The 21,694-nt window shown below is 32.8% G+C and carries 22 protein-coding genes; 12 read left to right on the top strand and 10 right to left on the bottom strand.

Annotated features, from left to right (window positions below; all coding sequences use genetic code 11):
* Positions 1–202: 202 nt before the first annotated feature.
* The 3 genes from AB3G39_RS14585 to AB3G39_RS14575 are packed head-to-tail and all read left to right on the top strand — an operon-like array spanning position 203 to position 2,193.
* Positions 203–877: an alpha/beta hydrolase gene (locus tag AB3G39_RS14585; protein WP_367774119.1), complete on the top strand. Its 675-nt coding sequence runs from the start codon at positions 203–205 to the stop codon at positions 875–877.
* Positions 878–916: 39 nt separating this feature from the next.
* Complete coding sequence (locus AB3G39_RS14580) at positions 917–1,810, top strand: lytic transglycosylase domain-containing protein (RefSeq protein WP_369765539.1); 894 nt, start codon at positions 917–919, stop codon at positions 1,808–1,810.
* 17 nt (positions 1,811–1,827) lie between these two features.
* Positions 1,828–2,193: a sulfite exporter TauE/SafE family protein gene (locus AB3G39_RS14575; RefSeq protein ID WP_369765538.1), complete on the top strand. Its 366-nt coding sequence runs from the start codon at positions 1,828–1,830 to the stop codon at positions 2,191–2,193.
* A 55-nt stretch (positions 2,194–2,248) separates the two neighbouring features.
* Here AB3G39_RS14575 and AB3G39_RS14570 read toward each other — a convergent pair whose 3' ends face one another.
* Positions 2,249–2,764, bottom strand: a complete 516-nt coding sequence (locus AB3G39_RS14570; protein ID WP_369753306.1) for a DUF2892 domain-containing protein — start codon at positions 2,762–2,764, stop codon at positions 2,249–2,251.
* A gap of 163 nt (positions 2,765–2,927) precedes the next feature.
* Here AB3G39_RS14570 and rpmH point away from each other — a divergent pair, with 163 nt between their 5' ends.
* Entirely contained in the window at positions 2,928–3,089 is a 162-nt protein-coding gene (gene rpmH / locus AB3G39_RS14565; protein WP_026706823.1) for a 50S ribosomal protein L34, read from the top strand.
* A gap of 165 nt (positions 3,090–3,254) precedes the next feature.
* Positions 3,255–6,107 carry a carbamoyl-phosphate synthase large subunit gene (carB, locus tag AB3G39_RS14560; protein ID WP_367773950.1) on the top strand — a complete coding sequence of 951 codons (2,853 nt, stop codon included), beginning with the start codon at positions 3,255–3,257 and terminating at the stop codon, positions 6,105–6,107.
* A gap of 223 nt (positions 6,108–6,330) precedes the next feature.
* Here the strand turns inward: carB and AB3G39_RS14555 are convergent, their stop codons facing one another.
* From AB3G39_RS14555 to mgtA, 9 genes are all read right to left on the bottom strand, one after another.
* Complete coding sequence (locus tag AB3G39_RS14555) at positions 6,331–7,287, bottom strand: CorA family divalent cation transporter (RefSeq protein ID WP_369765537.1); 957 nt, start codon at positions 7,285–7,287, stop codon at positions 6,331–6,333.
* 165 nt (positions 7,288–7,452) lie between these two features.
* Positions 7,453–7,926: an SRPBCC family protein gene (locus AB3G39_RS14550; RefSeq protein ID WP_367773954.1), complete on the bottom strand. Its 474-nt coding sequence runs from the start codon at positions 7,924–7,926 to the stop codon at positions 7,453–7,455.
* Between the two features lie 12 nt (positions 7,927–7,938).
* Positions 7,939–8,373 (bottom strand): GNAT family N-acetyltransferase, encoded by a 435-nt coding sequence (locus AB3G39_RS14545; RefSeq protein ID WP_367773957.1) that lies wholly within the window; start codon positions 8,371–8,373, stop codon positions 7,939–7,941.
* A 30-nt stretch (positions 8,374–8,403) separates the two neighbouring features.
* A complete protein-coding gene (locus tag AB3G39_RS14540) occupies positions 8,404–9,264 on the bottom strand; it encodes a DUF808 domain-containing protein (protein WP_367773960.1) in 861 nt (286 codons plus the stop codon).
* 97 nt (positions 9,265–9,361) lie between these two features.
* On the bottom strand, positions 9,362–9,826 hold the full coding sequence (locus AB3G39_RS14535) for a hypothetical protein (protein WP_367773962.1): 465 nt from the start codon (positions 9,824–9,826) through the stop codon (positions 9,362–9,364).
* 74 nt (positions 9,827–9,900) lie between these two features.
* A complete protein-coding gene (locus AB3G39_RS14530) occupies positions 9,901–10,584 on the bottom strand; it encodes a nitroreductase family protein (RefSeq protein ID WP_369765536.1) in 684 nt (227 codons plus the stop codon).
* Between the two features lie 123 nt (positions 10,585–10,707).
* Entirely contained in the window at positions 10,708–11,361 is a 654-nt protein-coding gene (locus tag AB3G39_RS14525; protein ID WP_367773967.1) for a dienelactone hydrolase family protein, read from the bottom strand.
* A 42-nt stretch (positions 11,362–11,403) separates the two neighbouring features.
* Entirely contained in the window at positions 11,404–12,027 is a 624-nt protein-coding gene (locus AB3G39_RS14520) for a phosphoribosyltransferase (protein WP_367773969.1), read from the bottom strand.
* 168 nt (positions 12,028–12,195) lie between these two features.
* Positions 12,196–14,712, bottom strand: a complete 2,517-nt coding sequence (mgtA, locus tag AB3G39_RS14515) for a magnesium-translocating P-type ATPase (RefSeq protein ID WP_369765535.1) — start codon at positions 14,710–14,712, stop codon at positions 12,196–12,198.
* Between the two features lie 223 nt (positions 14,713–14,935).
* Here mgtA and AB3G39_RS14510 point away from each other — a divergent pair, with 223 nt between their 5' ends.
* The 7 genes from AB3G39_RS14510 (at position 14,936) to AB3G39_RS14480 (ending at position 21,580) form a co-directional block, all read left to right on the top strand.
* The gene (locus tag AB3G39_RS14510) at positions 14,936–15,898 is read left to right on the top strand and encodes an ion channel (RefSeq protein ID WP_367757686.1); all 963 of its coding nucleotides are present in this window, start codon (positions 14,936–14,938) and stop codon (positions 15,896–15,898) included.
* A 57-nt stretch (positions 15,899–15,955) separates the two neighbouring features.
* A complete protein-coding gene (locus AB3G39_RS14505; RefSeq protein ID WP_367773975.1) occupies positions 15,956–16,855 on the top strand; it encodes a MerR family transcriptional regulator in 900 nt (299 codons plus the stop codon).
* A gap of 36 nt (positions 16,856–16,891) precedes the next feature.
* Positions 16,892–18,379 carry a phytoene desaturase family protein gene (locus tag AB3G39_RS14500; protein ID WP_369753308.1) on the top strand — a complete coding sequence of 496 codons (1,488 nt, stop codon included), beginning with the start codon at positions 16,892–16,894 and terminating at the stop codon, positions 18,377–18,379.
* Positions 18,363–19,202 (top strand): phytoene/squalene synthase family protein, encoded by an 840-nt coding sequence (locus AB3G39_RS14495; protein ID WP_369753309.1) that lies wholly within the window; start codon positions 18,363–18,365, stop codon positions 19,200–19,202. Before AB3G39_RS14500 ends, AB3G39_RS14495 begins: the two co-directional genes overlap by 17 nt.
* Before the next feature lie 20 nt (positions 19,203–19,222).
* Positions 19,223–19,663: a carotene hydroxylase gene (locus tag AB3G39_RS14490; protein WP_369753310.1), complete on the top strand. Its 441-nt coding sequence runs from the start codon at positions 19,223–19,225 to the stop codon at positions 19,661–19,663.
* Between the two features lie 160 nt (positions 19,664–19,823).
* On the top strand, positions 19,824–20,285 hold the full coding sequence (locus tag AB3G39_RS14485) for an SRPBCC family protein (RefSeq protein ID WP_369753311.1): 462 nt from the start codon (positions 19,824–19,826) through the stop codon (positions 20,283–20,285).
* The gene (locus AB3G39_RS14480; protein WP_369765534.1) at positions 20,285–21,580 is read left to right on the top strand and encodes a deoxyribodipyrimidine photo-lyase; all 1,296 of its coding nucleotides are present in this window, start codon (positions 20,285–20,287) and stop codon (positions 21,578–21,580) included. The genes AB3G39_RS14485 and AB3G39_RS14480 overlap by 1 nt, the downstream gene beginning before the upstream one ends.
* Positions 21,581–21,694 lie beyond the last annotated feature (114 nt).

Raw genomic sequence — 21,694 nt, 5'->3', positions numbered from 1 at the left:
TTTATTTTTTGAGTAATCGACTCTAAATTTAAAAATAGTGGCTTGGTTCTTTTTAAAATCAGTCGAATCTATAGGTTTTAGTAGTCATAATTTATTGCTAATATAATGTGCGAAGTTCAGTTAGTTTGAATAAAAAAATTAAATTTATGCAAAATTCATTATCACGAGATGGATGGAGATAATAAAATTGGTACAAATAATTATGAGTAAAATTCCTGTTTATTTCATGCCGGGTTTGGCGGCAAGTTCTCTAATTTTTGAACGGATTTCGCTTCCTACGGATGTTTTTGAGATGATATTGCTTGAATGGGAAATTCCATTAGAAAAGGAATCATTATCTGAATATGCGCAACGAATTTCTAAAAAAGTAACTCATGAGAATCCAGTTTTAATAGGTGTTTCTTTTGGAGGTATTTTAGTGCAAGAAATGGCGGCTTTTATTAATGTTAGGAAGGTTGTAATTATTTCGAGTGTCAAAAGTAATTTGGAATTTCCTAGAAGGATGAAAGTAGCTAAAACGACTAAAGCGTACAAATTGATTCCGATGAATTTGATTTTAAATTTAGAAAATCTGGCTAAATTTTCTTTTGGAGAAAAAATAAATCATAGATTGAAGTTATATGAGAAATTCTTATCGGTTCGCGATATTGGGTATTTGCAATGGGCTGTTGAAAAAGTAATTCTTTGGGATAGAACGATTCCTGATGAAAAAGTAATTCATATTCATGGCGATATGGATGATGTTTTTCCTATGAAATATATAAGAGAGTGTATTGTAGTAAAAGGAGGAACGCACATTATGATTTTAAATAAATACAAATGGTTCAATACTAATTTACCAGCAATTATTATAGATTCAGTTGGAAAAACGGATTGATTGTTGTTAGTTTAAAAAGAACGTGAAAATAAAAAAGAGATGAGAGTAATAGAAAAAATATGTTTAATGACTGTTTTGATTTTTGTGAGTGGATTGTTAATTTTTGCAACCACTGATGAATCAAAGAAGAAACTAGTAAAGGAAGAATTGGAAAATTATTTTCCAGTAACAGCTAATTTTGCAGGGGAACAAACGCCATTAAAAATCTCTGATGTAAAGGAACGCTTGGATAGGGAGTTGATTGTAAATATTAATTTGCATGCTTCAACTATTTTAGCAATTAAAAGAGCCAACCGTGCATTTCCAATTATCGAACCCATTTTAAAGAAAAATGGTATTCCAGATGATTTTAAATATTTGGCTGTGATAGAAAGTGGTTTAGTAAATGCCGTTTCGGGTGCAGGTGCAAGAGGAGTTTGGCAATTTATGCCTGAAACAGCCAAAGAACGTGGGATGGAAGTGAATGATGGAGTTGACGAACGCTATGATCTAGAGAAATCGACTCAGGCTGCTTGTAGTTACTTTTTAAGTGCCAAAGCAAAATTTGGAACTTGGACCTTGGCCGCTGCTTCTTATAACGGTGGAATGGGTGGTGTAAACAAGCAAATGGATACTCAAAAAGAAACCAATTATTACGATTTATTACTGACCGAAGAAACCTCTCGATATGTATTTAGAATATTAGCTTTGAAGGAAATCATGAAAAATCCGGATAAATTTGGATTTACATTGGCAAATGAAGAACTGTATACACTACTTCCAACAAAAAAAATAGAAATAGATAGTTCGATTACTGATTTGGCCGATTTTGCAAAAGCACAAGGAATCAATTATAAGATTTTAAAAATTCATAATCCATGGCTTAGAGATAAGAAATTGGATAACCCTACCAATAAAAAATATACATTAGAAATTCCTTTAAGCGGATATTAATTTAAAACGGTATGAAAATGACTATTCAAACAATTATAATATTAATGACTATTGGTTTAGTAGCAGGAGTACTGAGTGGATTGATTGGAATTGGGGGTGGGATAATTATGGTTCCTTTATTATTGCTAATGGGTTTTACACAGCAACAAGCCCAAGGAACAAGTTTAGCCGCTTTATTACCACCGGTAACTTTGCTAGCGGTCATCAATTACCACAAAGCAGGATTTGTTGATTGGCGCTATGCTATAATCATTTCTTTGGTTTTTATAGTTGGTGGTTTCTTTGGGAGTAAACTAGCCATTCACGTAGATCAGAAAATGCTAAAAAATATTTTTGCGGTTACTTTGATAGTAATAGCAGGTTATTTACTTTTTGAGAAATAATTAGGCAAAAAAAAAACATCCGCAATTGCGGATGTTTTTTTTGAAAATAAAATAATTATATTTTTTTCATTTGATCTTTCATCATGGTGATTTGCTCTTTCAACATGCCTTGTTTGTCAAGTCTTTTAGCTTCGTTCAGTAAATTAGTTGCTTCCAGTTTTCTTCTTCTTGACATGGCTACACCGGCTAGGTTTAATTTGGCAACAGCCAAATCCATGTCCATAGATAATCCTAGTTCAATCGCTTTCTTGAAATATTTCTCCGCTTGATTGATATTGGTTTGAGAAAGCATGATTCCGTGAAGGTAATTAAAGTATCCTTGCTGTTTTTGTACTAAAGCCGATTCCGGTTTTTTGATGTAATTCAACCACTTTTTAGCTCCTTCAAAATCTTGTTTACGTAGTTTTAAGAAGGCAAGTAAGATAAATTCGTTTTTGAAGTAAAGGAAAATAGGAATTGCAGTCAATAAAAATAAGAAAATTCCGTTTCCAATATTGTTTTCAGTAAATTGCCAAATGCCAGTAATTACGATAAGCCCAGCGATAATAAGTTTGATATTCTTGTGAAACATAGTCTGTTTGTTTTAGGAACGCAAATATAGTAAAATGAATTTAAAATATTTTTACAAAACTACTTGTGAGAAAAAAAAGTCTTTGTATATTTGCACTCGGTTTTAGAATAACAGTTATTCGAAATTAGGAAGACATATAAATTAGATTTAAAGATACAAAGCAATGAGCAAAAGAACGTTTCAACCATCGAAAAGAAAAAGAAGAAATAAGCACGGATTTATGGACAGAATGGCTTCTGCGAATGGAAGAAAAGTTCTTGCTAGAAGAAGAGCTAAAGGAAGACATAAATTGACTGTTTCTTGTGACCCAAGACACAAAAAATAATGTTTGTATAAACATAAATAAGGCGTTACTTTTTTTAGTATCGCCTTTTTTTATACCTTGTCGTTAAAATAAGATTAAAAGTTTAATGTTTAAAGGTTTAATGTTGTGTAACTAACCTTAAACTTTAAACTTTAAACAAAAAAAACTAAATATAATTATATTACAATGCCAAAAGACACATCCATAAAATCAGTTTTAATAATAGGTTCAGGTCCTATTGTTATTGGTCAAGCTTGCGAATTTGATTATGCAGGATCGCAATCTGCACGTTCAATTCGTGAAGAAGGAATAGAAGTTATCTTGATAAACTCTAATCCAGCAACGATTATGACCGATCCTTCTATGGCCGATCATATTTATTTGAAGCCTTTAACTACTAAATCGATAATTGAAATCTTAAAAGCACATCCACAAATTGATGCTGTTTTACCTACTATGGGTGGACAAACGGCGTTGAACTTGTGTTTAGAAGCGGAAGAAAAAGGAATTTGGGAAGATTTTGGAGTAAAATTAATTGGAGTTGATGTTAATGCCATTAATATTACGGAGGATAGAGAGCAGTTCAAACAGCTTTTGAAAAAAATTGGAGTACCATCAGCACCTGCAGAAATTTGTACTTCATACTTAAGAGGAAAAGAAATTGCACAAGAATTTGGTTTTCCATTAGTAATCCGTCCTTCATTTACACTTGGAGGAACTGGAGCAGCAATTGTCTATAAAAAAGAAGATTTTGATGAACTTTTAACTAGAGGTTTAGAAGCATCTCCTATCCATGAGGTTTTGATTGACAAGGCTTTAATGGGATGGAAAGAATACGAATTGGAACTTTTAAGAGATAAAAACGACAATGTGGTTATCATTTGTTCTATCGAAAATATGGATCCAATGGGAATTCATACTGGAGATTCAATCACAGTGGCACCAGCAATGACTTTATCGGATACTACTTTCCAAAGAATGCGTGATTATGCGATCTTGATGATGCGTAGTATCGGAAATTTTGCAGGAGGTTGTAACGTACAGTTTGCCGTTTCACCAGATGATAAAGAAGATATCGTAGCGATTGAAATCAATCCTCGTGTGTCTCGTTCTTCTGCCTTGGCTTCAAAAGCAACAGGTTATCCAATTGCAAAAATTGCTTCGAAACTAGCTTTAGGATATAATTTAGATGAACTGCAAAATCAAATTACCAAATCTACTTCGGCATTATTCGAACCAACTTTGGATTATGTGATTGTGAAAATTCCACGTTGGAACTTTGATAAATTTGAAGGAGCGGATAGAACTTTAGGTCTTCAAATGAAATCGGTTGGTGAAGTAATGGGAATTGGACGTTCGTTCCAAGAAGCATTGCATAAAGCGACTCAATCATTAGAAATTAAAAGAAATGGTTTAGGTGCTGACGGAAAAGGATATACGAACTATGAACAAATTATAGAGAAGCTAACTTTTGCAAGTTGGGATCGTGTATTTGTAATTTATGATGCGATTGCCATGGGAATTCCTTTGAGCCGCATCCATGAAATTACTAAAATCGATATGTGGTTCTTGAAACAATATGAGGAACTTTATACTTTAGAAAAAGAAATTACAACCTATAAAGTGGATGCCTTGCCAAAAGGACTTTTGCTTGAAGCGAAACAAAAAGGGTTTGCCGACAGACAAATTGCACACATGGTGGGCTGTTTAGAAAGTCAAGTACATGCTTTGCGTATGGATATGGATATTAATCGCGTATTCAAACTAGTTGATACTTGTGCGGCCGAATTTAAAGCGAAAACACCTTATTACTATTCTACTTTTGAAGCTGAAATTGAAAAAGCAGACGGAACTCGTTTCGTAGATAATGAAAGCGTTGTTACCGATAAAAAGAAAATAATTGTTCTTGGGTCAGGCCCAAATAGAATTGGACAAGGAATCGAATTTGATTATTCTTGTGTACACGGAGTGCTTGCTGCTAAAGAGTGTGGATACGAAACCATCATGATTAACTGTAATCCTGAAACGGTTTCAACTGATTTTGATACGGCAGATAAATTATACTTTGAGCCTGTTTTTTGGGAACACATTTACGATATTATCAAGCACGAAAAACCTGAAGGGGTTATTGTACAATTAGGAGGTCAAACGGCACTGAAATTAGCAGAAAAATTATCTAAATACGGAATAAAAATTATTGGAACTAGCTTTGATGCTTTGGATTTAGCCGAAGATAGAGGGCGTTTCTCTGATTTATTGACTGAATTAGAAATTCCTTTCCCGCAGTTTGGAATTGCTGAAACGGCTGATGAAGCTGCTGCATTAGCAGATACTTTAGACTTTCCATTATTGATTCGTCCTTCGTATGTGTTAGGAGGTCAAGGAATGAAAATTGTAATCAACAAGCAAGAATTAGAAGAGCATGTTGTGAATTTATTGAAAACCATTCCTGGAAACAAATTGCTTTTAGACCATTATTTAGATGGTGCGATTGAAGCAGAAGCAGATGCGATTTGTGACGGAGAAAATGTGTACATCATAGGAATTATGGAGCACATCGAACCTTGTGGAGTGCACTCTGGTGATAGTAATGCAACATTGCCTCCTTTTAATTTAGGAGAATTTGTAATGCAACAAATAAAAGACCATACTAAGAAAATAGCATTAGGATTAAGAACGGTTGGTTTAATCAACATTCAGTTTGCGATAAAAGACGATACCGTTTATATTATCGAAGCTAATCCTAGAGCATCTCGTACAGTACCATTTATTGCGAAAGCTTACGGAGAACCTTATGTAAACTACGCTACAAAAGTAATGTTAGGACATAATAAAGTAACTGATTTTGATTTCAATCCACAATTAAAAGGGTATGCAATCAAGCAACCGGTTTTCTCTTTCAGCAAGTTCCATAATGTAAACAAAGCATTAGGACCTGAGATGAAATCGACAGGAGAAAGCATCTTGTTTATTGATGACTTAAAAGACGATCAATTCTACGAATTGTATTCTAGAAGGAAAATGTATTTGAGTAAATAATACTTGAATTTAGTATAGTAAAAAAGCCCTGTTTGGGGCTTTTTTTGTTTTTAGGGGTATCTTAACTGGAAGGATTTGAGAAGTTAACGTTTTGATGCTTGGCGAAAAAGCGGATTTCGAATCACGTCACTGTCTGCCAGCACTGAACTTGATAGGAAACAGTCCTCATCATTTAACCACCGACCCCGTTTTTTTGCCAAACGACTGTTAACCAATGCCGTTTTTAGAACCATTTCTTTTTTCGAAACCATAGAATTGGAAATATAAAACTTAAAACTATTAAAATTAATACGTATAAATAGCCAAATTTCCATTCCAATTCAGGCATATTTTTAAAGTTCATACCATAAATACCTGCTACTAACATCGGTAATGAAATGCACATTGTTACAATTGTGAGAGTTTTAAAAATTTTATTTTGTTCCAACTCAATTTTACTTGATATATTTTGCTTCAAGTCGTCAATTCTTTTAAAGTTGTTCTGCACATACTCATTTATTACAGACAAATCATTAAGTTCTGAATAAAAGTTATCTTTTGTTTCGCTGTTTAGTTTTTTACTTTTTCTTAGTAGATGTATTATTCTTCGATATTCATTATTAGCTTCTTCAATTATTAAATTATTGAAACTAAAATTAGTTAGTTTGTCTAACTCTTGTTCAGAAAATTTATTCTTTTTTAAAATTTCAGAGTAACTATTTATTATCTTTTTAGAAATTATTTCTGTTAAGTCAGCAAAGTAATCAGAAACGAAACCAACTATTAATACGAAAAAAGCATTAGTATCTAAGAAACCGTCCAATTCTTCCAATTGAAATTGCTTTTGTCGAAAGGGTAAAATTTCTTCAAATTTTACTGTTGAGAATGTGAATAGGGTGTCGTTTTTTAAAATAATGCAAACTGATACTTCGTTAATTTTATTTTCAATGTCGAAATATGGGACAGAAAAATTAATACCAATTTGATTTTCTGTTTCTAAATAATGAGAGCTAATTTCTATGTCTTCTCCAGTATTTAAAATGCTTGTATTAATATTGAATTCTTTTTCTATATACTTAATATTATCCTTGTTGTAATTAATAAATTGGATGTTCACAATTTCATTAATGTCATATGTAAAATCATCTACACTTTTTATTTGTTTTGACGTTTTGTCTTGAAATATCAATTCAATGTTCATTCTTCTGTTTTAAAAGTCCTATTTTTGATTCTGCGAAATGGTTGAGGCTAACTTAGATGTCTGATATCTATCAAACTTTATTTATTATCAAATATACCGAATAATCTAACTCCTTTCTATTTATGCAGTATTTTCTTAAAGAGTAGAAAGTCATGAAAAAGTTTCTTATTCTTCTCTTAATTCTTTTGGAAAACGATCAGAAACTAAATTCAATTGAATATTGTGTTCTAAATAAGCTTTCAAGCCCGCTAAAACCAAGGTAAAACCTTCGGTAGTATCTCTAATTTGGGCACACATCTCGTCTTGCTTTCCTTGAATTCCGTTGTAGGTTATGGTAACAAAGGTTTTACTTTCTCCTAAATCGTTAAATTCCCATTCTGCTATGGCTTTTTCATCATCTCCCCATTGGATTACAATGGATTCGTTTGGCTTTATAGAAAGCACTTTAACGGTAACGGTATGGTTGCCGTACATTTCCCAAATCCAATCAATCGATTTGCCTTCTTCCAGTTTTCCAGATGCACTTGTAAACCAAAATTGAGTCGTGATTTCGGGATTAATAAAGGCTTGAAATACATCGAATACTGGTTTTCTAATTAGCATCGCTGCCTCGGCATAAGAAGTGTTGTCTAGAGTCATGTTGTGTTGATTTTATAAATTAATTCGCATGTGGTAATGTTGAATGCCTACTTCTACAAAAGGGTCATCATAAATTTCAAAACCTAAGCTGAGGTAGAAAGGGACAGCATTGTCTCTGGCGTGGCATATGACTTCTTTAATCCCTTTGGATTTAGAAAAAGCAATTAATTCTTTTACTAATAGTTTGCCAACTCCTTTTCCTTGCTGATTGGTTTCTACTGCCATTTGCATTAGCTGCGTTTTGGTTTGCTCTGGATTTAAAGGTACCAAGACAACGCAACCAATTACAGTTTCATTTTCAACGGCGACAAAATGCCATGATTTTTCATCGTGCATTTCCCAAGCATGATCTGGAACACCTATAGGTCTCAATAAAATTTTGTTTCGTAATTCTTGTTCTAAGGGGTAAAAGGGATGTTTAGTGTCAATTAATGCTATGGAAATCATTGTGTTTTTCTATTTAGAGTATAATTATTTTTATTTCTTTTTAAATATTTTTTTAAAAATTAAAACGAGAGCCAAAGCAACAATACCCGCTAGTAAGCCCACGATAAATTCTTTTACAAAATCAGGAACACCATTTAGAAAATGATGTAAGGGTTCGATTTTATGTGCAAATATTCCACCAGCTACTAATAGTAAGGCGATTGTGCCTACAAATGCTAATGTTTTGATGACTTTTGGTAACCCTTGAATTAATAGATCCCCTAATAATTGCGCGATAGTACTTTCTCTTTTTCTTATGGCAACTCCTGCATCGTCCATTCGAACTATAAGAGTAACAATTCCGTAAACGCCTACGGTTGCTAGGAACGAAATGAAGGTAACTACAATAATTTGTCCTAAAATAGGTTTGCCCATAACGGTTCCTAAAGCAATTATCACGATTTCTATTGATAATATGAAATCAGTTACAATAGCTGATTTTATTTTGTCTTTTTCAAGAATGAGGATTTCCTCTTGGGTTAGCGGTTGTGTTTCAATTTTGTTTTCCGTTTGATTATGAGGAACAACGTATTCGTATATTTTTTCTACACCTTCGTAGGCTAAATAAAATGCACCTAATAGTAGAATAACAGTAATTACAATAGGAGCAAAAGCACTTAATAAAAAGGCAAAAGGCAAAATGATTAACTTATTCAATAAAGATCCTTTTGTGATGGCCCATAAAACAGGGATTTCTCTTGAAGAAACAAAGCCTGATGCCTTCTCTGCATTAACAGCTAAATCATCGCCTAATATTCCCGCTGTTTTTTTGGTAGCAACTTTACTCATCAAAGCGACGTCATCCATAAGTGCTGCAATATCATCTAAAAGGGCAAAAAATCCTGAGGCCATATATATATTGGTTTATTATTATTATTATTATTATTATTATTATTATTAGTATTGAGAAAAATTTATAAGCTGTTTTAAATGCAATTTCTAAATTGAGCTATTTATATTGATCTAAATTCGAGCGAATTGCATAAATAATTTCAGTATAATTTTCAAATATATCGGGCGAAATAATTTCTTGTTCGCCATTAGTTAAATGTATAGCACTTAAATGATAACCGTCGCTTACCAGTCCACTTTCGACCTTTTGTTGGATTTTAATTCTTTCAATATTTAAAATGGCATCATAAAGTAATGTTTTACTAGTAGTAAAGAATAAATATTTGATTACAATTTTATCATTATAAACATGTATCGTTTGTAAAGTAAGAATTGAAATAATTTGAATAATCAATATAATACTAATTAGTATTCCAATCCAAAAAGGAGCATATTCAAAATTAAATCTTCCGTTTTCCATTATTGACATTTGCAAAAACTTTATCGACATGGTGATTCCAACTATAAGTCCAATAGTAACTCGTGCCCAATACATTTGTCTGAATTTCGAACTAACATTCATTTTTAATTCCGTTTGATGTTTGGTTATTTATTATTTCTTGTGATTTTTTTTCGAAAATTTACTAAAGTTTTTTTTTAATAAAAAACACAAATATCTTCCAATTCTTTTCTTTTTATATCTGGAACCCAACATTCCTCTGCAGGATAACCCACTGGAATTAATAAAAAAGGTTTTTCGTTTTCGGGGCGATTTAGGATTTTGGTGATGAAATTCATGGGGCTTGGTGTGTGTGTTAAAGAAACTAAACCAGCATCATGGATAGCGGCCAATAAAAAACCGCAAGCTAAGCCTACACTTTCCTGTACGTAATAATTATTTTTCTTTTTTCCTTCATCGTCAAATTCATAAATGCGTCTAAAAACAATAATGATATAGGGAGCAGTTTCTAAAAAGGGTTTATGCCAATCGGTTCCTAAAGGTTTCAAATCGTCAAGCCATTCGCTTGACATTCGAGATTCATAACTTTGAAGTTCTTCCTCTTCGGCAGCGATGCGTATTTGTTTTTTAATTTCAGGATTTTCGACTACACAAAAAGTCCAAGGCTGTTTGTGTGCACCAGATGGAGCAGTGGAAACAGTTTTGATTATGGTTTCGATTACTTCACGAGCTACAGGAAAATTTGAAAATCCTCTAACTGAGCGTCTTGTATCCATGAATTCGTAAAAAGATTTAGCGCGTTCTAGTATTGCTTTATCTTCTAAAATGGGTTTGCTATAAGCAATATAAGGATAATCTTCTATGATTTTTTTAATAGGCATTTTCAAATATTTGTATTCTCAAATATAATTAAATTTATTGGGGAGTACTGCAAATGAGTTGCTATTTAGGGACAAAAAAAATCCCAATGTTGGGATTTTATCTAATGTGTTTTTTGATTGATTTTATGTTGCTAGTTCTTTATTTTTGACTAAATGTTTTTTGTACCAAACGGCAGCTAAATTGGCTACTTCTATTAGTTTTTCGGGTTCTGCAAAAAGATGACTGGCACCAGGAACTATTTTCATTTCTTTTATAGCTTCCAATTCATCAAAAGCAATTTTATTCATTTCAATTACAGGCACATCCATACCGCCTACAATTAATAAGGTGGGTGCTGTTACTTGATGTAGTACTCCCAAAGCTAAATCTGGTCGGCCACCTCGAGATACTACAGATTGTATTAGATTTCCAAAATAAGCGGCCGCTCGTAATGCAGATGCAGCTCCTGTACTGGCACCAAAATAACCGATAGGCATGTTTTTTACATAAGAATAGGTCATAAGCCATTCTGTGGTTTCAATCAAGCGACCCGCCAGTAAATCAATATTGAACCTATTTCGATACACTTCGTCTTCTTCTAAGGTAAGTAAATCAAATAATAAAGTTCCTATATTTTGCTTTTGTAGTAGTTCCGCAACCATTCTGTTTCTAGGACTCAATCGGCTACTACCGCTTCCATGAGAAAAGACAACAATTCCAATTGCATTTTCAGGAATGACTAAATCCCCTTTCAGTGTCACTGAAGTCAAAGGGATATTTATTTCTAATTTCTTCATGATTTTAAATTTTAAAATGAATAATTAGTAGGTCTTGATTCTTTATTGATTTGGGGCGGTAACCTGTAGCATTTGTATTACTTCTTCGTCTTTGACTGGATTAAATTCTTGATAAAATTCACCTACAGCTCTAAAGTTGTGAGGGGCTAGTATGTAAACTAATTCATCAGCATATTGTTCAAAAATGGGTATTGTATCATAAGGTAAAACGGGAACAGCAACAATTATTTTAGAAGGCTTCTTTTTTCGCAACATGGCAATACTGGCTAGGAGTGTATTTCCTGTAGCAATTCCATCATCAACTAGAATTACATTTTTTCTGTTAATATCAAGGGGTTTGTTATTGCCTCTATATAGCTTGTATTTTTCCGCTAGTAATTGGCGTAATCGTATAGTTTCATTATGAATATAACTGTCAGAAACACTTATTTGATCATCTATAATCACAGAGTCTAATGCTATCGCGCCTATAGCAAATTCCTTGTTGTTAGGATGCCCTATCTTTTTTGAAAGTATGATGTCTAAAGGAAGTTGTAGTTTTTTAGCAATTGCATAACCTATAGGCACACCACCCCTTGGTACAGCCAAAACAATAGCATTGCTATGACTGTATTTTTTTAATTTATCTTTTAGCATTAATGCAGCTTCTAATCGATCTTTAAACATATACTAAATTATTAGAATACTAAATTCAATCTATATAAATATACTGATTTTCAGCTGTTTAAAGAAATAAATCGCGCTATTTTGTTTTTGAAAAGAAGAAATTATTTTTTATTTTTAAAAAAAATGTTTTTTTTGGAGGGAACCTACTATTAAAATAAATTATAGTAATTAATTTCTGTACTTTTTGAAAAACCAAACTTTTAATAGATCGGCTGTAATGATATAAGTCGCCACAATTAGAAGCATGAGTACTAAATTAAATAAAGGAAGTGGCGATAGTCCAATTTTATCAGCGAAGGGAATGTAGGGTAAAGCAATCGTTATTAGTAATCCTAAGACACTAAGTATGAAAAGGTATTTTCCAGGTTTACTTTTAAAAAAGTTTTTATGAGTTCGAATGATAAATAAAATAAACAACTCTGTGAGTATGGACTCGATAAACCACGCAGTTTGAAAAGCGGATTCTTTTACTTTTAGAATATAAAAAAGAATAAGAAAAGTAATTACATCAAAGATGGAGCTATGTATCCCAAAAATAATCATGTAGTTTCTTATAAATTTGAGATTCCATTTACCGGGTTTTCTTAATTGCTCTGGGTCTACATTGTCAGATGCAATAGTTAGGTACGGAAAATCAGTAATAAAGTTTGTTAGCAAAATCTGTTTGGGCAACATGGGGAGGAACGGCAATAAAAGGGAAGCGATTGCTACACTAAACATATTTCCAAAAGTGGAACCCGTATTTATGAAAATGTATTTTAAAGTATTAGCAAAAGTTTTTCTACCTTCCTTAATACCATCTATAATTACGGTTAAATCTTTTTCCATTAGTACAAAGTCTGCTGCCTCTCGTGCTACATCCACTGCATTCTCTACAGAAATCCCAACATCGGCAACATTAATTGCTGATACATCATTGATGCCGTCGCCCATATACGCTACAGTATACGTCTTTCTTAAAGCTTGAATAATTCGTTCTTTTTGTTGTGGTTCTACTTCGGCAAAAATGTGTGTTTTTTTTACTAATTGTTTTAAGGCCTCGGGACTTATTTTATATAGCTCTTGTCCGGTGATTATTACAGGATTTTTTATACCAATCTTTAGTGCTGTAGATTTAGATACATTTTTATTATCCCCTGAAATAATTTTTAGATTAACCTGTAGTTTTTTTAATTTTTCAATTGCCTCAGTTATCCCTTCTTTTATAGGATCTTCCAGTAAAATGAATCCTGCAAATACCATAGCAGTTTCATCTTCTTTTGTAATTGTACTTGCCTCTATGTTTTTATAGCAAATACCAATAGCTCTCAATCCATTGATACCATATTGTTCAAAGTTTTTTTCTATTTCAGCTTTATGTTGTTCTAGATTTTCAATATTGCCGTTTGGTAAACGCATAGTGGAGCAAATGGAAATAATTTGGTTAAAGGCTCCTTTACTAATTAATAAAGTGTCATTCTTAGTAATTATTGCTATACTTAATCGTTTACGGATGAAATCATAGGGAATTTCCCCAGTTTTTATGGGAGTAATTTTTGAATCGATTATTAATTCTTTTAAGGCATCATCCATGGGATTTGAATATCCTGTTTCAAAAGTGGCATTCCAATACCCAATTTCTTTCACAAATTCACATTCATTTCCTAGACTATCTACTGTTCCTACTACTTTAATAGTACCTTCAGTGATGGTTCCTGTTTTGTCTGTACATAATAAATTTACTTCTCCTAAATTTTGAATTGAAGTGAGCTTTTTTACTATAACTTTTTTAGACAACATTCTTTGTGCGCCTGCACTCATAGCGATTGTGGTAATTGCAGGTAGTAATTCAGGGGCCATTCCTACGGCTAAAGCCAAAGCAAATAAGGCGGACTCTATCACGTTTTTATGATACAATAAATTAACTATTAAAATAAAAAGAGACAATACCAGCGTAATTTTCATTAGAAAAAAACCAAAATCTTTGATTCCTTTTTCAAATTTGGTCTCAACGGTGGTGTTGGCATTTTTAGTGATCGTGCCAAAGATGGTGTTGGATCCCGTGTTGATTACTAATGCCTTAGCAGTGCCACTTACAATACTGGTTCCTTCCCATAGCGAATTTGTTCTTTTAGCAATTTCAGTGTTTTCATCAAGAACCCCTATTTCTTTTGCGGTAGGATAGGATTCTCCAGTAAGGCTAGCTTCATTAGTGTGTAATTCATTTGCTTCAATAATTAAACAATCTGCAGGTAGCATATCTCCAGCTTTTAAAATAATAATATCTCCTGGGACAATAGTGGAGCTAAAAATGTCTTGTACGATTCCGTCTCGGATTACGCTGCATTTTAAAGCAATTAAAGATTGTAATTTATCGACAATACGTCCTGCATTTCTTTCCTGGAAAAAACTCAATAAACCAGTAGATAATACAATAAATAGGATTATAAAAACATCTGAGGTATCACCTAGAAAGGCTGATAAAATAACCGCTCCAATTAGTAATAGCATTAGCGGACTTTTAAATTGTCCTGTCAATAGAAAGAAATCCTTACTAAATACTGATTCTTTTTTTATATTATGTCCCGCTTGAAGAGACACTTGCTCTGCTAAATTTTGGGGCAAGCCGTTAGGGGAACTGTTTAATTTATCATACCAATATGTAGTGTCAAATTGCCAAAAACTATTTGGTACTGCTGTTTTCATAGCGTCAGTTCTTATTTATACCATTGTCATAAATTAATAAAAGGAGGCTGTAAAACGTTTTTTTTGTCTAATAAAATAGTTTCATTTTTAACACTATTCTTAGATTATAAAAACAGTCTAGTATCAAAGTTAGCTAAAAAAAAGAAGCACTGTTTTAAATATGCAATAGGTTTATTGTACTTGTATTTTTTGTTTAAATTTACTTTCAAAGAATTACAAGTAAATGGCGTTATTAGAAAGAATTAATATGAGAGCTAAAGCAAAGCAAAATACTGGTTTTGGTACTAATGCAAGTAGCTATGGAGGACGTTTTGTAAATAAAAATGGTTCGGCAAACATTGAGAAACGAGGTATGCATGCTTTGCATCGCATCAGTTGGTATCATACTATGATAGAAATGTCAGCGTGGAAATTCATGGCTATTATTTTGTCCTTCTATATCAGTATTAATTTTGTTTTTGCGGCCATTTATTATGGAATTGGTGTTGAACACCTTGACGGAATTGCTTTATCAGATAATAAGTGGGAACAATTTGGGAAAGCTTATTTCTTTAGTGCGCAAACCTTTACGACTGTTGGTTATGGCCATATAAGTCCTACTGGTTTCTTAACTAGTGCACTTTCTGCAGCCGAAGCGCTTATTGGCTTGTTGAGTTTTGCTATTGCGACGGGATTGTTCTTCGGTAGATTTAGTAGACCAACTGCTTTTCTTAAATTTTCGCATAATGCAGTTATCGCTCCGTATGATGATATCAAAGGTTTAATGATACGGTTAACTCCTTTTAAAAATACTAATTTTAGTGATGCCGAAGCTCAAATTACATTGGGAATGAATATTGAGGAGAATGGGAAAATGGTAAATCGATTTTATTCTCTTGATCTTGAACTGCAAAAAATAAGTGCACTAAATTTAAGCTGGACCTTGGTTCACCCTATTACTGAAGATAGTCCACTCTATAATTTTACGAAAGAAGATTATGCCAATTTGCGTGGTGAAATTTTGGTTTATATTAAAACTTTTGATGATATGTTTAGTAATACAGTTGCCATCCGTACTTCATATACTTTTGATGAAGTAGTTTATGGTGCTAAGTTCGAGTCTATGTATTTTAGAAGTATCGATAATTCTAAAACAGTTTTGAATTTAGAAAAGTTGAATGCATTTCAATTGGTTGATATGGAATAATTGTTTTTCTTATTTATTTAATTTTTTAAGCTATATTTGTTTATTAAATTTCAATAAATGATAAACAATGTAAAAAATGTTTTTAGTATAAAAGATTTAGAAAATCTTTCAGGTATTAAAGCGCATACAATTCGCATTTGGGAAAAGAGGTATAACGTTTTACAGCCAATGCGTACGGATACTAATATTAGATTGTATGATTTAGCTAGTTTGCAAAAGCTATTAAATATTACTTTGTTACATGATCACGGCTATAAAATTTCTAAAATCGCGGCTTATTCTGAAGAAAAAATCCCATCACTTGTACGCGAAATAACTTCTTCTAAAAATGCTAAAAATCATGCAATCAGTGCTTTTAAAATGGCAATGATGAATTTCGATCAAGAGCTTTTTTTTAATACATACAATTGGTTAATAGCCGAGAAGTCATTTAAAGAAGTTTTCCATCAAGTATTTATTCCCCTTATGAATGAACTGGGTTTGTTATGGCAAACAGATACTATTTCTCCTGCACATGAGCATTTTATCAGCTATTTAATAAAACAAAAATTAGTTATAAATATTGAAAAAGTGCAAACGCAAAAACCTTCTAAAACGGATAAGGTTTTTGTCTTATCTCTTCCAATGAATGAAATACATGAATTAGGTTTAATGTATATCAACTATGAAATAGTACTACAGGGTTATAAAGCAATCTATCTTGGTGAGAGTATGCCAATAGAAAACTTGAAGGACCTCAAAAAACATTTTGAATCAATAGTCTTTTTATCTTATTTCACTGTACAACCAGAGCGTAACATAGTTAATGAATATGTTGACGAAATGATAACTCAGTTACTTGACGAGAATACGTCACTTTGGTATATTGGTCGACTAGCAGAATTTATCCATATGGAAAAGCGTGATGATAAAGTTGTTGTTTTTAATTCTATTTCAGATTTAGTAGATAAAATTTAATATTTTGTTTAAACATTTTGTATATTTGCTAAACAAATGAAAAAGAAAATTACAATTATAGGTTCGGGTTTCGCTGCATTGTCTGCTTCTTGCTATTTAGCAAAAATGGGTCATCAGGTTGCCGTTTTTGAAAAGAATGCCTCGATAGGAGGTAGAGCTAGGCAGTTAAAAAAAGAAGGTTTTACCTTTGATATGGGACCAAGTTGGTACTGGATGCCTGATGTTTTTGATCGTTTTTTTGCCGATTTTGGAAAAAAAACTTCTGATTATTACGAGCTCATAAAACTTTCTCCAGCGTATCGCGTATATTATGGAGTGGATGATTTTATAGCTATAGCAGATAATCTAATCGAAATTGAAACTACTTTCGAAAAAATCGAAAAAGGAAGTGGCCAAATTTTAGATGACTTTATGATGGAAGCACAAAGCAATTATAATATTGCCATCAAAGATTTAGTATATCGTCCAGGAGTTTCACCACTTGAATTGGTGACTGTGGAGACGGCAATGAAAGTGGGAGCCTTTTTTAGTAATATCAGTAAAGATATTCGCAAGAAATTCAAAAATGAAAAACTGATTCAAATTCTTGAATTTCCCGTTTTGTTCTTAGGAGCTAAACCGTCAGATACGCCTTCATTTTATAGTTTTATGAATTTTGCCGACTTTGGTCTTGGAACTTGGCATCCCAAAACAGGAATGTTTGACGTGGTTAAAGCAATGGAAAGTTTAGCACTTGAACTAGGGGTTACTTTTCATACCAATGCTAATATTGAAAAGATTATAGTCGAAGATAAAACGGCAAAAGCAATTGTTGTCAATGGCAAACGAATTGATTCAGATATTGTTTTAAGTGGTGCTGATTATCATCATACCGAAACTTTACTAGATAAGGAACATAGAGCCTATTCAGCAAAATATTGGAAAAGTCGAGTTTTTGCACCTTCGTCACTATTGTTCTATGTGGGTTTTAATAAAAAAATAAAAAACATTTCACATCATGCTTTATTTTTTGATGTAGATTTTAAGCAACATGCAGCTGATATTTATGACAAACCACAATGGCCTAAAGAACCTTTGTTTTATGCTAATTTCCCTTCGCTGACTGATAAAACAGCAGCGCCAGAAGGAATGGAAACGGGTTTTTTCTTGATACCATTGGCGCCTGGAATAGAAGATACAGAAGAATTAAGGGAGGAATATTTTGATAAAATTATGGATCGTTTTGAACGCGTAACACAGCAAAGCATTAAAAAAAATATTATATTTAAGGAATCCTTTTGCAAAAATGATTTTGTATCTGAGTACAATTCATACAAAGGCAATGCCTACGGAATGGCAAATACTTTATTGCAAACGGCTTTTTTAAGACCAAAATTAAAAAGTAAAAAAGTAAACAATCTCTATTTTACAGGGCAATTAACTGTTCCAGGACCTGGAGTTCCACCTGCACTAATTTCCGGAAAATTAGTATCTGAGTTAATAGAAAAGCAAATTAAAGAATACTATTATGAAGCAATTATTTGATGATGTCTCTTTCAAATGCAGTAAGCTAGTTACTAAAAACTATAGTACTTCATTTTCATTGGCGGTATATATGCTGTCACCAAGTATCAGAGATGCTATTTATAGTATTTACGGCTTTGTGCGCTTTGCTGATGAAATTGTAGATTCTTTTCATGGTTTTGATAAAGCCGATTTAATTAATGATTTCGAAAAAGAATATTATAAATCGTATAAAGCCGGAATCAGTTTAAATCCTATTTTAAATTCATTTCAGCATACAGTAAAAGAATATAATATTACAGATGATCTCATTCAAGCTTTCTTGAAAAGTATGAAACTGGATTTAGTAAAATCAGATTATGAAACGCAGGATGAATACGAAGACTATATTTACGGATCAGCCGATGTGGTTGGTTTGATGTGTCTCAAAGTGTTTGTAAAAGGAAATGCAGTCCGTTATGAGCAGTTAAAAGGGGAAGCCATGCGATTGGGCTCAGCCTTCCAAAAAGTAAATTTCCTGCGAGATTTAAAAGATGATAATTTGGTTTTAAACCGTAATTATTTCCCTGGTGTCGACTTAAAATCTTTCGATGAAAAAGCTAAAATAGCGATTATCAAAGAAATCGAAGAAGATTTCAAAGTAGCGTATCAAGGCATTGTAAAATTGCCTATTGAAGCTAAATTTGGTGTGTATACCGCTTTTGTTTATTATAAAAAACTACTTAAAAAATTGGAAAAAACACCTTATCACGAAATTGGGAGTGCAAGAATCCGAGTTTCTAATTATACCAAAGCCGGACTGCTAGCACAATCATTTGTAACCTATAAACTTAAATTAGTCTAGTACTTTTAAATAAAAAAACAATGATTTCTTTTTTAATTTTTATAAGCGTTTTTCTCATTATGGAATGCGTCACTTGGCTCACACACAAGTACATCATGCACGGCTTGATGTGGTATTTTCACGAAGACCATCACCAGCCTAAATATGCGCATCCATTTGAACGGAATGATGTTTTTTTTGTCATTTTTGCCATCCCCAGCATCGTTCTTTTTTATTTTGGTGTCGAGGGGGGAATCAATTATTTATTTTTCATCGCACTTGGAATCACTACCTACGGATTTTGCTATTTTATGATTCATGATGTCTTAATTCATCAACGTTTCAAGTGGTTCAAAAACACCAAAAACAAATACCTAATCGGTTTGCGAAAAGCCCATAAAGTGCACCACAAGCATCTGGGAAAAGAAGAAGGGGAGTGTTTTGGAATGTTATTTGTCCCTTTCAAATATTACAAAATGTAAAATTATTTGGGTGTGACCCGTTTTTTTGATTAAACTCATATAAGAATAATTTAAAAACTTTTTCGAATATACCTGACAGCCACTGGCTGTCCTCCTTTTAATTTCAAATCTCACGCATCCCTGTTGATACTTCAAGAATAGATTATTAAACTCTACTACTATGAAACTCTATAAAAAAGAATCGGTTCAATATGTCAATGCAAGTATTGAGGAATGTTGGGCTTTTTTTTCCAGTCCAAAAAACCTTCAAAAAATTACACCTGAAACCATGGGTTTTCAAATTACTGATTACGATGGGAAAAGTATGTATCCAGGCCAAATCATTCAATATAAAGTATCGCCTTTAGCAGGAATTAAAATAGCGTGGGTAACCGAAATAACAAAAGTAAAAGACAATAGCTATTTCATAGACGAACAACGTTTTGGACCTTATGCATTTTGGCACCACAAGCATTTTTTTGAAGCTACCGAAAATGGAGTAAAAATGACTGATGTAGTCCATTATGGATTGCCTTTAGGAATCTTAGGACGCATTATGAATACGCTTGTCGTAAAAGGAAAACTAAACGAAATTTTTGCTCACCGAGTAAAAATGGTCGATCAACTTTTTAATTCAAAATAATGACCAAGCAATCAGTAGCTGTTTTTTGGTATCGTCGGGACTTGCGTTTAGAAGACAATGTAGGTTTATTTCATGCGTTACAATCTCATTATCCTGTAATTTCATTGTTTATTTTTGATGATGCAATTTTAGATAGTTTACCTAATGATGATGCGAGAGTATGTTTTATTCACGAATCACTTGCAAAGATTAATTCAAAACTCCATGAATCAGGGAGTTCCTTTTTGATAAAAAAAGGAGCTACAGCATCCGTTTGGCAATCGTTAATTCAAGAATTTGATATCAAAGAAGTGTTTTTCAATAAAGATTATGAGCCTTATGCTATGAAACGGGATCTTGCAATTGGTGCATTATTAAATGCAAATAACGCCACTTCAAATTCCTATAAAGACCAAGTGATTTTTGAAGAATTGGAAATCACCAAATCCGATGGTTTGCCTTATACGGTTTACACACCCTATAAAAATAAATGGTTAGAAAAATACAAAGCAAACGCTCCAGTAACGGAATTTGATGCTTCCCTTTACTATTGTAATTTTTATAAAAGCAATTTTGATTTTCCAACTTTGGAACAAATTGGGTTTATAGAAAGTACTATAAAAGTAAAGCCACACAATCTCACGCAAATTTCTAATTATCACGAAACCCGAGATTTTCCAGCGATAGATAGCACCTCTTACTTATCACCTCATTTGCGTTTTGGAACTATTAGCATTCGAAAATTAGTCAATTGGGCTGTACGTAAAAATGATGTTTTTTTGAGTGAACTCATTTGGCGAGAGTTTTTCATGCAAATCCTTTATAGTTTCCCAAAAGTGATGGATCATAATTTCAAATCGGCTTATGATGGTATCCAGTGGCGTAATAATGAAGAAGATTTCAAACGCTGGTGCACTGGTACTACAGGTTATCCCATGGTGGATGCAGGAATGCGTCAGCTGAATGAAACGGGGTACATGCACAATCGTGTTCGTATGGTGGTGGCGAGTTTTTTGTGTAAACATTTATTAATTCAGTGGCAATGGGGCGAAGCTTATTTTGCCGAAAAGTTGTTGGATTATGAACTATCTGCTAATGTAGGAAACTGGCAATGGGCAGCTGGTACGGGTTGCGATGCTGCACCTTATTTTAGAGTATTCAATCCTGAAATTCAATTGAAAAAGTTTGACGAAAAAGGGATTTACATTCGTAAATGGATTCCTGAATTCGATTTAGGATACGGAGCGCCTATGGTAGAACATGCTATGGCGAGAGACAGAGCGATTGCGACTTATAAGGCAGGAATATTGAAGTGATTTTTATTAAACATATAAGTCATATAAGTTTTTTGAATTGTAAATAAAGTTAAAACCATTATGGAGTTAAGTTTCATATAGCTTTTTCAGCTTAATTTCACTTAATTTCTTAAT

The organism is Flavobacterium sp. WC2416, from assembly GCF_041200095.1.
Classification (GTDB): domain Bacteria; phylum Bacteroidota; class Bacteroidia; order Flavobacteriales; family Flavobacteriaceae; genus Flavobacterium.
This window is presented reverse-complemented; position numbering and strand designations above follow the sequence as displayed.

Coding starts and splice junctions, on each gene's coding strand:
- AB3G39_RS14500 (WP_369753308.1), top strand. CDS start 16,892: ATGAAAAAGAAAATTACAATTATAGGTTCGGGTTTCGCTGCATTGTCT.
- AB3G39_RS14545 (WP_367773957.1), bottom strand. CDS start 8,373: ATGATTTCCATAGCATTAATTGACACTAAACATCCCTTTTACCCCTTA.
- AB3G39_RS14585 (WP_367774119.1), top strand. CDS start 203: ATGAGTAAAATTCCTGTTTATTTCATGCCGGGTTTGGCGGCAAGTTCT.
- AB3G39_RS14505 (WP_367773975.1), top strand. CDS start 15,956: ATGATAAACAATGTAAAAAATGTTTTTAGTATAAAAGATTTAGAAAAT.
- AB3G39_RS14485 (WP_369753311.1), top strand. CDS start 19,824: ATGAAACTCTATAAAAAAGAATCGGTTCAATATGTCAATGCAAGTATT.
- AB3G39_RS14550 (WP_367773954.1), bottom strand. CDS start 7,926: ATGACTCTAGACAACACTTCTTATGCCGAGGCAGCGATGCTAATTAGA.
- AB3G39_RS14480 (WP_369765534.1), top strand. CDS start 20,285: ATGACCAAGCAATCAGTAGCTGTTTTTTGGTATCGTCGGGACTTGCGT.
- AB3G39_RS14495 (WP_369753309.1), top strand. CDS start 18,363: ATGAAGCAATTATTTGATGATGTCTCTTTCAAATGCAGTAAGCTAGTT.
- AB3G39_RS14525 (WP_367773967.1), bottom strand. CDS start 11,361: ATGAAGAAATTAGAAATAAATATCCCTTTGACTTCAGTGACACTGAAA.
- AB3G39_RS14575 (WP_369765538.1), top strand. CDS start 1,828: ATGACTATTCAAACAATTATAATATTAATGACTATTGGTTTAGTAGCA.
- AB3G39_RS14510 (WP_367757686.1), top strand. CDS start 14,936: ATGGCGTTATTAGAAAGAATTAATATGAGAGCTAAAGCAAAGCAAAAT.
- AB3G39_RS14540 (WP_367773960.1), bottom strand. CDS start 9,264: ATGGCCTCAGGATTTTTTGCCCTTTTAGATGATATTGCAGCACTTATG.
- AB3G39_RS14535 (WP_367773962.1), bottom strand. CDS start 9,826: ATGAATGTTAGTTCGAAATTCAGACAAATGTATTGGGCACGAGTTACT.
- carB (WP_367773950.1), top strand. CDS start 3,255: ATGCCAAAAGACACATCCATAAAATCAGTTTTAATAATAGGTTCAGGT.
- mgtA (WP_369765535.1), bottom strand. CDS start 14,712: ATGAAAACAGCAGTACCAAATAGTTTTTGGCAATTTGACACTACATAT.
- AB3G39_RS14580 (WP_369765539.1), top strand. CDS start 917: ATGAGAGTAATAGAAAAAATATGTTTAATGACTGTTTTGATTTTTGTG.
- AB3G39_RS14520 (WP_367773969.1), bottom strand. CDS start 12,027: ATGTTTAAAGATCGATTAGAAGCTGCATTAATGCTAAAAGATAAATTA.
- rpmH (WP_026706823.1), top strand. CDS start 2,928: ATGAGCAAAAGAACGTTTCAACCATCGAAAAGAAAAAGAAGAAATAAG.
- AB3G39_RS14555 (WP_369765537.1), bottom strand. CDS start 7,287: ATGAACATTGAATTGATATTTCAAGACAAAACGTCAAAACAAATAAAA.
- AB3G39_RS14530 (WP_369765536.1), bottom strand. CDS start 10,584: ATGCCTATTAAAAAAATCATAGAAGATTATCCTTATATTGCTTATAGC.
- AB3G39_RS14570 (WP_369753306.1), bottom strand. CDS start 2,764: ATGTTTCACAAGAATATCAAACTTATTATCGCTGGGCTTATCGTAATT.
- AB3G39_RS14490 (WP_369753310.1), top strand. CDS start 19,223: ATGATTTCTTTTTTAATTTTTATAAGCGTTTTTCTCATTATGGAATGC.